Below are 12,003 nucleotides of genomic sequence, written 5' to 3'. Positions count from 1 at the left end.
ATGACGATAGCCTTGGCATCACAGCGTTCCCAGGTTAGCCCTGACGCTCCTGTTCCAAGGCATCTGCCTGCTCAACGGCCTTCTGCCCCTTGGTCTTCAACTCACTCACAATCACCGCCAGCACAATCAACACCGCGCCCAACATCGCAATCGGCGGGAACCGTTCCCCGGCGATCCGCCCCACAACGCCTGCCCAAACTGGCTCACCGGCATAAATCAACGTTGCCCGCGTTGGCGACACACTCTGCTGCGCCCAATTCATCGCCACCTGGATCACCGCACTGGTCAAGCCCAGGCCCACCGCACTGAACAGCAACAGCCAAGAAAAGCCCGGCAACGCCTCACCCATGGGCACCACCATCATGAACGACAGCACCGAAGCGGTGGCCAGTTGCACGACGGTCACCCGGCGAATATCCACCTGGCCGGCAAATGCGCTGATCAAAATGATCTCGGCCGCTATTGCCACTGCGCCGATCAAGGTGGCGATTTCACCCGCGCTGAAATTCAGCGAGGCCCCCGCCGGGCCGGTCAACAGCATCAAGCCGGCAAATGCCAGCATGATGCCGATGCTGGGCATCAACCCGGGGCGCCGGCCCAGCACCAACCACTGCAACAACGGCACAAACGGTACGTACAGCGCGGTGATAAATGCCGACTGGCTGCTCAGGATGGTTTGCAGGCCAATGGTCTGCAAACCGTAGCCGAACATGATCGCCACCCCGATAAACACCCCGGCCTTCAATTCGAACAGGGTCAGGTCGCGCAGGGTGCGCAAGGAAAAGAACCCCACCACAATCGTCGCTGCCGCGAAGCGCAGACCCACAAAAAACATCGGCCCGCTGACGGTCATGGCGTGCTGCACCAGCAAAAAGGTGCCACCCCAGATCATGGTGATCACTACGAGGATGCATTCGGCTTTACTGAAACGGTTGAAACGCGAAGGGGAGTTCGGGGCGGTCATGGCGGCTCGGTCTTGCAAGGGGAAAGCACGGACCGCACAATGCGCCGCACGCTGGGCAGTATACTGCGCACACCCACCTATTGAGCAATATAGTGCACAAAGAAAATCCGCAACGGGCTTCGGTCCTGCAGCACGTCAGCCAGAACGTTCGTCGCCTGCGCCATGCCGCCGACTTGAGCCAGACCGCGCTCTCGGAAAAATCCGGTGTCAGCCGGCGCATGCTGGTGGCGATAGAAGCCGGGGAGAAGAACGTCAGCCTGTCGACCCTGGACCGTGTCGCCGAAGCGTTGGACGTGGCGTTCAGTGATCTGATTCAGGCGCCGGATGTGCGCGACCACAGCCGTATCAATGAGCTGGCCTGGGCGGGCGAGATTGTCGGCAGTAAGGCGGTGTTGCTGGCCAAGGCTACGGCACGGCGTGAGGTCGAATTATGGGAGTGGCGGCTTGAGCCCGGTGATCGTTATTGCCCGGACCCTGACCTGGAAGGGTGGAGCGAACAACTATTTGTGTTCGAGGGCAGCCTGACGCTGGTGATAGGTGATCAGGAAAATCTCATCGAGGCTGGAGAGTTCTTTATGTTCGCCAGCCACCAGCCCCATGCTTATCGCAATGATGGGAACGCGGCGGTGCGGTTTGTTCGAAATGTGGTGATTTGAACAACAGTCAGGGTGAACGGGTATGAGTCAATCAATCCGCTTTGCAGATGTACTGATCATCGGCGGTGGCCTGAGCGGCACGATGCTGGCCGTGCAACTGCTGCGCCTGCCGGGCACGCGGCGCATCCTGGTAGTCGAACCCCGTGCTGAGCTGGGACGAGGTGAAGCCTACAGCGCGGTCGAGCTGGGCCACACGTTGAACGGCAATGCCGCACGCATGAGCGTTGACCCGGACAATGCCGACGACCTGACCCAATGGCTCACTGACTACATCAGCGCCGGGGGATGGCCCGAGTCGTACCAACAGCATGTGCCTATCAGCGAACTGTTCCCGCCACGGGGGATTTTTGGTCTGTACGCGCAGCAGCGTCTGGCGCAAGCCAAGGCGCTTTCTACATCGAGCGTCGAGCACATCCGCGCCGAAGGGGTAGACCTGCAAGTCGATGCCACCTCGGTGTTGTTGACCCTCGATAATGGCGAGCAACTGCGGGGGGCTTTCGCGGTGGTCGCCACCGGCATGTTCCCGGCGGCGCGCACCCCGCAAACCGCCTCCACAGGTTTGAACGCTGCTGCACTGGATCCTTGGGATGTATGCGCGATGACGCGGCTCGCCCCCCAATCGACGGTGCTGATCATCGGCTCCGGCCTGACCATGGTCGATGCCGTGGTCTCCCTGGAACAGGCCGGGCATCGCGGGCCTATCGAGATTTTTTCGCGCCACGGCTTGTTGCCCCATGTACGCCGGCAACCGCCGAGCTGGGACGATTTCCTGGCCGCCGACCACAGCCTGAGCAGCCCTCGACAATTGCTGCGTGAAGTGCGACGCCAGTGCCAGCTCGCGATGGGGCAAGGCATTGACTGGCAGGCACCGCTGGACACGGTGCGCGGGCACATAGCACGCCTGTGGAGCCAGGCCAGTGAGGCTCAGAAGCGCCAGTTCGTGCGGCATGTGCGGCCTTGGTGGGAAAGCCATCACCACCGTTCGCCGCCATTGAGTGCGCAACTGGTGGAGCGCTTGCACCAGCAGGGGCGGTTGCGGATTCATGCGGCGTCGTTCAAGGGCTTGGTGCCGTCGCAAGAAGGGGTTGCCATTGCGGTGCGCTATCGCGGCGAGAACCGGTTCACCCCTGTTACAGGGGCCGCGCTGATCAATTCCAGCGGCATCGAATACGACTGGCGCCGGGTGGCCCGGCCTTTATCGCAGCAACTGCTAAAGCGTGGGTTGGTCCAGCCTGGGCCGCTGGCGCTGGGGATTGCGGCGGATGCGACGGGGGCGGTGCTGGATGCTCGCGGCCAGGTCAGCCAGCGACTGTTCGCCATGGGGCCGCCGTTGCGGGGCATGTGGTGGGAGAGTACGGCGGTGACCGATGTGGCGCTGCAGGCCAAGGCACTGGCCGCCAGGCTGGCACAGCGCTGAATGTGGGAGCTGGCTTGCCTGCGATGGCGGTGGTTCAGTTAAAGATTCAGTGACTGACACACAGCTTTCGCGAGCAAGCCCGCTCCCACATGTTGATCTTCGTTTATCTTGGGATTTTCACAAACCCTGATTTGAGCCCAAACACCTCAACCCCCTGGGGCGTCGATTGTCCAGTGGTCACTTTGACCCGCTGCGCCGACTTATCCATCGACGTCCGATACTCCACCGTCATGTCCGCCTGGATCGCCTGGCTGGGGATCACCATCGCCTGGTCATTGTTGTAGGTCACGATAGTCAACCGCGCACTCATGCCCAGGCGCACCCGTTGCAACTGCTGGGGCGTCAGCGTGGGGATCGACAAGGTCACCGGAAACTGCGCGCTACCCTGGCTGTCGCTGGCGATGGCCAGGCCGCTGACCACGCTGACCGAACCCGTCAGCCGTTCGCCATCAAAGCCATCGCCCATCACTTCCACGGCCTGGCCCTGATGCAACTGGTTGATATCCAGCTCCGAGACCTTGGCCACGATTTTCAACCGTTCGATATTGGCCAGCCCGAACAGCACCTGGCCCTGGCTGACCTTGCTGCCGGCCTGCACCGGGGCGTTGTTGTTGCCGCCACCTTGAGCGGTATTGGTGCTGCCGGGCGCCGGTACCACGATGCCGGAGAAGGGCGCCTTGACCTCCTTGCCTTCGAGCAGTGTTTGCAAGGCTTCGTACTTCACCGTGGCATTGGTCAGCTCCATTTCGGCTATCTGCCGGTATTCGCCCTGGCCTTGGTCCAGGGCTTGTTGCAGCTCACTGCGCGCCGCTACCAAGTCCAATTGCTGTTGCTGGGTTTGCTGCTTGAGGTCATCCAGTTCGTTGCGGGGGATGATGCCGCGCTTGAACAGGTTTTCGCTCTCGGTAAGTTTGCGTTGGGTGTTGCCCGCAGTCATTTCAGCGGTGCGTAAACTGCGACGGGCGCGGCTGACGGTGGGGCTGCTGCCCCAGTCCTGCATTTCCTGCACGGTGCGCCGGGCCTTGAGTTGCGCGGAGAGGGCGTCGCGCAGCTGTACTTCAAGTGTCGCCGGGTCCATGCGCAACAGGACCTGGCCGGCCTCGACGCGCTGGCCTTGTTCGACCAGGTTGGCCAGCACATTGCCGTCGAACGGTGCCGTCAGGACGACGGTGGTGTCAGGCTCGATCTTGCCCACCAGGCCGATCTGGTGCACCAACGGGTCGGGCTTTACGGCCAGCCACTGTTCGCCTGTACCCGCCTGCTCAGCCCCGCTGCGTTGACTGAGCAGGCCGGCGACCGCGCCAGCCAACAGCAGGATCAAGGCAACGGCCAGCAGGGATTTTTTATTAGTAGTCATTGAGGGCGATTTCCCAACTTTCCAGCGTCATGCCCAGGGTCAGATCGAGCTGGGTCTGGGCGTTCAAATAAGCGATCAGCGCATTGAGCTGGGCATTTTCGGCGTTGCGCAGGTCGGTCTCGAAGCTCAGCACCTGAAAGTTGGTGGAGCGCCCGGCGCTGAGCTTTTCCCGCTCGATCTCGATCTTGCGCCGCGACAACTCCACGGCGCGCTTGGATATTTCATATTGGCGCCAGCGGGTGCCAAGGTCACGCACCACATTGTTGACGTTGCGCTCCAGCTCCTGGCGGGCGTCGGTAATGCGGATTTCCTGGTCTTCTACATTTACCCGTGCACGCACTTCGGCCTGGCGCGTGCTGATATCGCCAATAGGGATTTGCACTTGCACCCCGGCGTAACTGTCCCAGGTGCGGTTATTGTTATGGCCGTTGTCGTTATCGGTGGCGGCGCGTATCTGGTTGGCGCCGGCGACCAGGTCCACTTGCCAGCGCCCGGAATCCTTGGCGATCACCAGATCGAGGTCGGCCTGCTGGCTGCCGAGCAGGGCAGCGAGGTATTCCGGTTGCTGGTTTTGCGCGAGGTTGAAGGCCTGGCGCTTGTCGATCTCCATGGGGGTGGCTTCCAGGGCCTCGGTGGCACGCACCGGTGTCGACAGGTCCAGGGCCAGCAGGCGCAGCAACGCCAGGCGGCTGCTGTCGAGTTGGTTGCGCGCTTCTTCCACGCCTAATTGCTGGGTGGCGATATCGGCTTCGGTCTGCACGATCTCGAATTCGGCCATGCGCCCGGCGCTGATCAGCGCTTTGTTCACCTCCAGTAAAGTATTAGAGCGTTTGAGCGCTTCCTGGACGATCACCAACTGTTCCTGGGCGCGCAACAATTCGCGGTAGGTGGCGATGATCTGGCTGATGGTCTGCGCCACGGTGGCCTTGAGGTTCAGGCGGTTGGCCTGCTCGGCCAGGCGCGACAGGCGCAGCGGTGCGGTGGTGGCATCCCAGCCGGCCCCGCGCATCAGCGGTTGGATGATCGCAAGGTCCAGGCCGTCGCTGCGGTAGCGGCCGGCGCGGTTGGCGTTGTTCAACTGCTGGGTCCAGGCCATGCTCAAGCGCGTGCCGTATTCGCCGAGCAGGCTGCTGGTCGGCGCCAGGTTGGCGTTGCGCGCATTGTCTTGGGAGCCACGGGTACTGCGGTAATAGCTGTTGAGGGTGAGCTTGGGGTTGAACACGTCTTCGGCCACGCGCAGGTCGAATTTCTGCGCCACCCGTTGCAGGTAGGCGCTGCGGATCGCCGGGTTATTACGCAGGCCCAGGTACACCGCGTCCCCCAGGGTCATGGTGGTGGCCTGGGCATTCAGCGAGACGCTACGCTCGTAGCCGCTACGGGTAGTGCTGGGCGCCTGAGGGTTGATCACCACGTCGGCGGCCATGCCCGGCAGGCTGACCAGCATGATCAGTGGCAGGTACTTATTCATCGCGCAGGGCCTCGACCGGCTGCAAGCGTGAGGCCGACACCGCCGGGTAAATGCCAAAGAACAAACCCACCAGCAACGTACTGCCCACGCCCAGGGGCAGGGCGGCCACTGCCAACGCAAAGGCCCAGCCCGACAGCCACGCATACAGCCAGGCAGCGGTCATGCCCAGGACTGCGCCGCACAGCGCACCCACGGCGGTGAGGGTGACCGCTTCGAGCAAAAACAGGTTGCGGATATCCCGCTGGCGCGCGCCCAGAGCCATGCGGATGCCGATCTCGCGGCGGCGTTCCGAGACGTTCATCAGCATCACGTTCATCACCCCGACACCGCCGCCCACCAGGGAGATCGCGCCGAGGGCCAGGAGTAGATAGGCGAAGGTGCGGCTTTGGCGGGTCATGCCATCGATCATTTGCTGGGGCACCGTGATGTCGACGCTATGGTCGCTGAGCTGGGGTTGCAGCGCGGCGGCGGCGTCGCTGGCGATGCGTTCCATGTCCTGCCCCGGCGCCGCGCGGATGAGCACGTTGTTGATCTGCGGGTTGGCATAGATGCGGCGCATGCCCTCGGCGGGAATAAACAGCGATTCATTGGCTTGCACCGGCATCAGCATGGCCCGGGGTTGGTTGTGCAGGATGCCCACCACCAGAAACAGGTAATCGTTGATACGTACACGGTCGCCCAGTTGCAGCGGGTCACCTGGCGCGCCGAGGGCCTGGGCGAGTTGGTCGCCGATCACCCCGTAGGTTTCGTTGGCATCGAAGGGTGACAGGAAGCGTCCCTCGCGCAGCACCAGGCGCATGGCGTCCTGGATACCCGCAGTACTGCCGACAAAGTTGGCATTGGCGGTCCGCCCATGAAACACAATGGGCCCGCTGAACAGGCTGAGCGCGCCGATATGGGCAATGCCCGGCACTGCCCGGCGTACGGCATCGAGGTCGAGCTGGGTGCGCATCGGCACGTTGCTGCTGCCCTTGGGTGGGAACTGGGCGATGAGGGTGTCGGTGCCCATGTCCTTGAAAATCATCGCCGCATCCACCGCCGCGTTGTGGCCGATATTGATCAGCGCCACCACCGAGGAACTGCCGATGATGATCCCCAAGAGCGCCAGGATCGAACGCTTGCCCAGGGTACGCAGGCTGATAAAGGCTTCGTGCAGCAATTGGCTGAGGCTCTGCTCGACCCGCAGGCTCATGGGCGCCCGGCCTCATGCACCACGCCGTTGCGCACCAGGATCTTGCGCTCCAGGCGCTCGGCAATGTGGGGGTCGTGGGTGACGATGATCAGCGTCACCTGTTGGTCGCGGTTGAGGTTCAACAGCAGGTCCATGATCTCTTGGGCAGTGGTGCTGTCGAGGTTGCCGGTGGGTTCGTCGGCCAGGATCACTGAGGGTTTGCCGACCAGGGCGCGGGCAATGGCCACACGTTGGCGCTGACCACCGGAAAGGTCGGCGGGGCGATGGTGGGCGCGTTCGGCGAGGCCGACCTGTGCGAGCATGCGCTGGGCGTGTTCCACCGATTCATGCCGCGACACGCCGCGATAACTCAAGGGCAGCGCGACGTTGTCCAGGGCACTGAGGCGTGGCAGCAGGTTGAAGCTCTGGAACACGAAGCCGATCTGCTGGTTGCGGATCACCGCCAGTTCATCGGGGGTGGCGTTGAAAATATCGTGGCCGGCAAAGTGGTATTGACCGCAGTTGGGCAGGTCCAGCAAGCCGAGGATGTTGAGCAGGGTGCTTTTGCCGGAGCCAGAGGCACCGAGAATGCCGCAGCTGTCACCGCTGGCGATGGACAGGCACACGTCATTTAGAATGCTCAATTCTTGCCCGGCGAGCTGATAGCGCTTGCCGATGCCTTGCAGGGAAATCAAGCCGGGTTGCGTGGGGGTCTGTGTCATCATGACTACGCCTGCAGTCTCGACGGTACCGCCTTGCCCCAGAAACTCCTTGTAACAAGTTCGGAGGCTGCCTGTACCCATCACGGACTGGTTTTATTTCTTGTTTTTAAAATATTGTTTGAATAGTAACCGCCTTCCTGACGCTTCGCCAGCCGTCGAGGTAGAGCGGTTTTACGGGTTGAAACGATTTTCTCGCTGGGCGTCAGAGGCGGGTAAAAATCCTTCGAGTTGCCTCAAAAGCCCGGATACACGGGCTTTGCAAGATATGGCGGAGTGTCACTACTTGCTTTCGACGGGCCGCCCCGGTATAAAAAATCAAATTATTTTTTAAAACAATATTTCCGCCGTGGAACCCATATGGTCGCGAAGAAACTCAGCGCTCCAAACGTTACCAAGACTCGACTGCTGGATGCGACAGAGGCTCTTTTCATCAAGTACGGCTATGACGCCGTGTTGCTACGGCAGATAACCGAGCGTGCCCAGGTCAACCTGGCGGCGGTGAACTACCACTTCGGGGACAAGGACTCCCTGATGAAAACCCTGCTGATGCAACGCCTGGAGCCCCTCAACGAGCAGCGCCTGGAACTGCTGGCGCGCTGTGAAGCCGAATCCGATGGCCCGCTCGATTGCGACACACTCCTGGGCGTGCTGTTTGCCCCGGCCATGGGCCTGGAGCGCAGCGACCCGGCCAGCGGGGAGGGGCGCTCGTTCATCCGCTTCCTGGGCCGGGTCTACAGCGACACCTCGCCGTTTATCCAGGAATACCTCAAGGTGCATTACCAGCCGGTGTTCCAGCGCTTCTTCGAAGCCTTCGCCCTGGCCCTGCCGGATTTGCCGCGTAATGAACTGGGGGTGCGCCTGCAATTTGCCCTCAAGGCCATTTCCGGGGTCATGGCCGGCACGGAGCTGCGCCTGCTGATGAACTCCATGAGCCTGGGCCGCCCGGCCACGGATGCCGAGGTGATGGCCAAGCTGATCACGTTGGTGTCGGCGGCGATTCGGGTGCCGCAGCAAAGCCAGGAAGCCGAAACGGCACTGGCCAAGGTGCTGGATACCCAGCGCGCCCTACGCGAGCACCACTCCCTGTAGGCGCGAGCAAGCTCGCTCCTACAGAGGTTGGCCCTTTTTCGGAGCCAAAAAACAGGCAAAAAAAAGCCCGCTGGGGCGGCGGGCTTGATATGCAACGTTTGTAACGGATGAGGCTTCACACTACGTCTCGGCTTGTGAATAAAACGTGAAAAATATGTAAGAGAAAGTGTGAATGTGTCGATGTGCGTAAAGATGCCATCCAGCTGTCGCTAAATCTTCCAGCGGGCGGCAGTTTTGCCAAGCCGTTGACGCATCTGATCCACGTTCGCCGCCAGTTGCAGGGTCAACAGGCGATACCCATCCAGCGCGCTGTACACCGGTGCATCCAGCGCAGGCTCACTGGCATGGATGTGACCGGTACTACGCTCCAACCGCTCCGTCACCCCCGATTTCAACGCTCGCGCCATCCCCACCAACTGCACCCGAATTTGCCGATGCTCGGCCTTCAACATGACTTGCATCCGCGCCGTGGCCTGCTCATCACGCGGGTCTGGCCGGGTATTGCCCAGAATCTCCAGAGTGCTGATGCACAGGCGCAAGTGACGCTGGATCGCGTCCAGTTCAGTCATGGAAATCCGCACTTCCTTGGACACCGACGGCATCAACGAACGCAGTTGCACCATCGCCCCGTTCAAACGGTTGAGCAGCTTGAGGTGTTCATCGTCAGTCACGGACTGGCCATTAATGATCCGGCTATAAATCTGCGCGCAGTCACGCAGGGCGCTGGCCAGGTTGTAGCGCCACGAATACACGGCGTACAAAGGCAAGGCAAAGGAAAACGCCAGGGCCAGCACAATGCCGATCAGGATATCGACGGTGCGCCACAGGCCATCGGAGATCGGGTTGTCGCCATGGCCGGCGACGATAAACACCGTGATCGCCGACAGCAGCGCGATATAACCGCCCTTGCCGATGGCGTGATAGGAAAAGAACCCGCACACCACGGACATCAACAGATAGGTGAGCAACGGCAGGCCGAAGTACGCCTGTTGCACCACCAGCAGCAAGCCGACGCTGGCGCCGATCAAGGTGCCGTAGGCGCGCTCGACGGCTTTCTTGCCGATATTGCCGTGGTGCTGCAACCCGCCGATGACGATCAGCATGGTCACCGACGCCCATTCACCGTGGGGCAGGTTGAGGCCGGTGGTCAGCAGGATGGTTGCCAGCAAACCCACCGACACGCGCGCGGCGTGGATCAGCTTGGCATGGCGAAAGCGGCGGTAGGGATCGAGCAAGGGGCGCAGCAGGCGCCGGGCAAAGAAGGGCAGGTTCATCAGTATTAAAGTGGCCTCAGTAAGTAGGGCTGGCTCGGTCTGAATTGTGGGAGCGGGCTTGCTCGCGAAAGCGGTGTATCAGTTAAAAGTCTGTTGACTGACACTCCGCTTTCGCGAGCAAGCCCGCTCCCACATTTTGTTCGGCGGCGTTCTTAAAAGATGTAGTCGGTCGTCAGGAAACTCGAATCGCGGTTGCGCAAAATATCGCTGACCAACGCCTTGTTACTCTCCTGGAACTTGGTCGCCACCAAGGTGCGGATCGAGAACACGCGCAAGGCGTCATGCACCGACAACGTGCCCTCTGCCGAGTTCTTGCGCCCGTTGAAGGGGAAGGTGTCCGGCCCGCGCTGGCATTGGGCGTTGATATTGATGCGGCCCACCTGGTTGGCGAAGGTGTCTACCAGGCGTCCGACCTCCACGGGGTCGGTGCCAAAGAGGCTCAACTGCTGGCCGAAATCCGAGTCCAGCACGTAGTCGATCACGGTTTCCAGATCGCGATAGGGCACGATCGGCACCACGGGGCCGAATTGCTCTTCGTGGTAGACGCGCATCTGCGGGTTCACTGGGTACAGCACCGCCGGGTAGAAGAACGAACCACGGCTGCTGCCGCCCTCGGCATTCATCACCTTGGCGCCATGTTGCGCGGCATCGGCCACCAGTTCGTTGAGGTAATCGACCTTGCCCACTTCCGGCAGTGGCGTCAGCGCCACGCCATCTTCCCATGGCATGCCGGGCTTGAGCGTCGCCAGCTTGGCGTTGAATTTCTCGATAAAGCGTTCCACCACGTCTTCATGCACGAACAGGATCTTCAACGCGGTGCAACGCTGGCCGTTGAACGACAGCGAGCCGGTGACGGCTTCGTTCACCGCGTTGTCCAGGTCCACTTCGGGCAGCACGATCCCGGGGTTTTTGGCATCCAGGCCCAGCGCAGCGCGCAAACGGTGCGGCTTGGGGTGCAGCTTTTTCAAATCACTGGCGGCCTTGTTGGTGCCGATAAACGCAAAGATGTCGATCTTGCCGCTGGCCATCAGCGCGCTCACGGTCTCGCGGCCGCTGCCGTAGATCACGTTGATCACCCCGGCCGGGAAGCTGTCGCGGAAGGCTTCCAGCAAGGGGCGGATCAACAGCACACCCAGCTTGGCCGGCTTGAACACCACGGTATTGCCCATGATCAAGGCCGGGATCAGCGTGGTGAAGGTCTCGTTCAACGGGTAGTTGTAAGGCCCCATGCACAACGCCACGCCCAGAGGGACACGGCGTATCTGGCCGAGGGTGTCTTGCTCCAGCTCAAAACGACTGCTGCGGCGGTCGAGTTCCTTGAGGGCATTGATGGTGTCGGTGATGTAGTCGCAGGTGCGGTCGAATTCTTTCTGCGAGTCCTTGAGGTTCTTGCCGATCTCCCACATCAGCAGCTTGACCACCGCATCGCGCTGTTCGCGCATGCGCCGCAGAAACGCTTCGACGTGCTGGATACGCTCGACCACGCGCATCGTCGGCCATGCACCCTGGCCACGGTCGTAGGCGCGCACGGCAGCATCCAGGGCGGTGAGGGCGGTGTCGGCATCCAGCAACGGCGTGCTGCCGATGTGTACACGCTCATCACCCAGTTGCACGGGGCTTTGCACGCGGGCGAGTGGGCCGTTCCACACCTGCAACTGGCCATCGACCAGGTATTCACGTTGCTCAATGGGCGCGGCCAGGCGAAATTGCTCGGGAATCTGCGCGGTGGAGGTGGGAAACAGCTGGGCGAGCAGGTTGCTGGTGGTCATGTCGCTACCCCTGGAATAGTTGCAAAACATGACTAGAGAGTCACCCAACAAGCGGCTCTAACGCAAGACTTGAGCGCATTCTTGTTCGCAGCGCAGTGTACGCCGGGTAAACTGCG

General features: G+C 61.5%; 10 protein-coding genes. 3 read left to right on the top strand and 7 right to left on the bottom strand.

Features of this window, described 5'->3' with window-relative positions; all coding sequences use genetic code 11:
- Positions 1-34: 34 nt before the first annotated feature.
- Positions 35-964, bottom strand: coding sequence for a DMT family transporter (locus BUE92_RS23795; protein ID WP_073526632.1), 930 nt, complete (start codon positions 962-964; stop codon positions 35-37).
- A 92-nt stretch (positions 965-1,056) separates the two neighbouring features.
- On the opposite strand from BUE92_RS23795, the gene BUE92_RS23790 reads away from it, so the two are divergent.
- Together BUE92_RS23790 and BUE92_RS23785 are read left to right on the top strand one after the other, a co-directional pair.
- Positions 1,057-1,620: a helix-turn-helix domain-containing protein gene (locus BUE92_RS23790; protein ID WP_054897287.1), complete on the top strand. Its 564-nt coding sequence runs from the start codon at positions 1,057-1,059 to the stop codon at positions 1,618-1,620.
- 22 nt (positions 1,621-1,642) lie between these two features.
- Positions 1,643-3,037 carry an FAD/NAD(P)-binding protein gene (locus BUE92_RS23785; RefSeq protein ID WP_073526630.1) on the top strand — a complete coding sequence of 465 codons (1,395 nt, stop codon included), beginning with the start codon at positions 1,643-1,645 and terminating at the stop codon, positions 3,035-3,037.
- Positions 3,038-3,140: 103 nt separating this feature from the next.
- Here BUE92_RS23785 and BUE92_RS23780 read toward each other — a convergent pair whose 3' ends face one another.
- The 4 genes from BUE92_RS23780 to BUE92_RS23765 are packed head-to-tail and all read right to left on the bottom strand — an operon-like array spanning position 3,141 to position 7,758.
- Positions 3,141-4,394, bottom strand: a complete 1,254-nt coding sequence (locus BUE92_RS23780; RefSeq protein WP_073526629.1) for an efflux RND transporter periplasmic adaptor subunit — start codon at positions 4,392-4,394, stop codon at positions 3,141-3,143.
- Positions 4,384-5,862 (bottom strand): TolC family protein, encoded by a 1,479-nt coding sequence (locus BUE92_RS23775; protein WP_073526628.1) that lies wholly within the window; start codon positions 5,860-5,862, stop codon positions 4,384-4,386. The genes BUE92_RS23780 and BUE92_RS23775 overlap by 11 nt, the downstream gene beginning before the upstream one ends.
- Positions 5,855-7,054: an ABC transporter permease gene (locus tag BUE92_RS23770; protein ID WP_073526627.1), complete on the bottom strand. Its 1,200-nt coding sequence runs from the start codon at positions 7,052-7,054 to the stop codon at positions 5,855-5,857. Before BUE92_RS23770 ends, BUE92_RS23775 begins: the two co-directional genes overlap by 8 nt.
- On the bottom strand, positions 7,051-7,758 hold the full coding sequence (locus BUE92_RS23765; RefSeq protein WP_073526626.1) for an ABC transporter ATP-binding protein: 708 nt from the start codon (positions 7,756-7,758) through the stop codon (positions 7,051-7,053). The genes BUE92_RS23770 and BUE92_RS23765 overlap by 4 nt, the downstream gene beginning before the upstream one ends.
- A 354-nt stretch (positions 7,759-8,112) precedes the next feature.
- Here BUE92_RS23765 and BUE92_RS23760 point away from each other — a divergent pair, with 354 nt between their 5' ends.
- Complete coding sequence (locus tag BUE92_RS23760; RefSeq protein WP_057700466.1) at positions 8,113-8,844, top strand: TetR/AcrR family transcriptional regulator; 732 nt, start codon at positions 8,113-8,115, stop codon at positions 8,842-8,844.
- A gap of 209 nt (positions 8,845-9,053) precedes the next feature.
- On the opposite strand, the gene BUE92_RS23755 is transcribed toward BUE92_RS23760, so the two are convergent.
- Positions 9,054-10,118 (bottom strand): FUSC family protein, encoded by a 1,065-nt coding sequence (locus tag BUE92_RS23755; RefSeq protein ID WP_073526625.1) that lies wholly within the window; start codon positions 10,116-10,118, stop codon positions 9,054-9,056.
- Positions 10,119-10,270: 152 nt separating this feature from the next.
- Positions 10,271-11,887 (bottom strand): NADP-dependent glyceraldehyde-3-phosphate dehydrogenase, encoded by a 1,617-nt coding sequence (locus tag BUE92_RS23750; RefSeq protein ID WP_073526624.1) that lies wholly within the window; start codon positions 11,885-11,887, stop codon positions 10,271-10,273.
- Positions 11,888-12,003 lie beyond the last annotated feature (116 nt).

Source organism: Pseudomonas fluorescens (assembly GCF_001902145.1).
Taxonomy (GTDB): domain Bacteria; phylum Pseudomonadota; class Gammaproteobacteria; order Pseudomonadales; family Pseudomonadaceae; genus Aquipseudomonas; species Aquipseudomonas fluorescens_BV.
This window is presented reverse-complemented; position numbering and strand designations above follow the sequence as displayed.

Excerpts from the sequence above, each read along its gene's own strand:
- BUE92_RS23765 (WP_073526626.1), bottom strand. The coding sequence starts at position 7,758 with ATGATGACACAGACCCCCACGCAACCCGGCTTGATTTCCCTGCAAGGC.
- BUE92_RS23780 (WP_073526629.1), bottom strand. The coding sequence starts at position 4,394 with ATGACTACTAATAAAAAATCCCTGCTGGCCGTTGCCTTGATCCTGCTG.
- BUE92_RS23785 (WP_073526630.1), top strand. The coding sequence starts at position 1,643 with ATGAGTCAATCAATCCGCTTTGCAGATGTACTGATCATCGGCGGTGGC.
- BUE92_RS23760 (WP_057700466.1), top strand. The coding sequence starts at position 8,113 with ATGGTCGCGAAGAAACTCAGCGCTCCAAACGTTACCAAGACTCGACTG.
- BUE92_RS23755 (WP_073526625.1), bottom strand. The coding sequence starts at position 10,118 with ATGAACCTGCCCTTCTTTGCCCGGCGCCTGCTGCGCCCCTTGCTCGAT.
- BUE92_RS23795 (WP_073526632.1), bottom strand. The coding sequence starts at position 964 with ATGACCGCCCCGAACTCCCCTTCGCGTTTCAACCGTTTCAGTAAAGCC.
- BUE92_RS23750 (WP_073526624.1), bottom strand. The coding sequence starts at position 11,887 with ATGACCACCAGCAACCTGCTCGCCCAGCTGTTTCCCACCTCCACCGCG.
- BUE92_RS23775 (WP_073526628.1), bottom strand. The coding sequence starts at position 5,862 with ATGAATAAGTACCTGCCACTGATCATGCTGGTCAGCCTGCCGGGCATG.
- BUE92_RS23770 (WP_073526627.1), bottom strand. The coding sequence starts at position 7,054 with ATGAGCCTGCGGGTCGAGCAGAGCCTCAGCCAATTGCTGCACGAAGCC.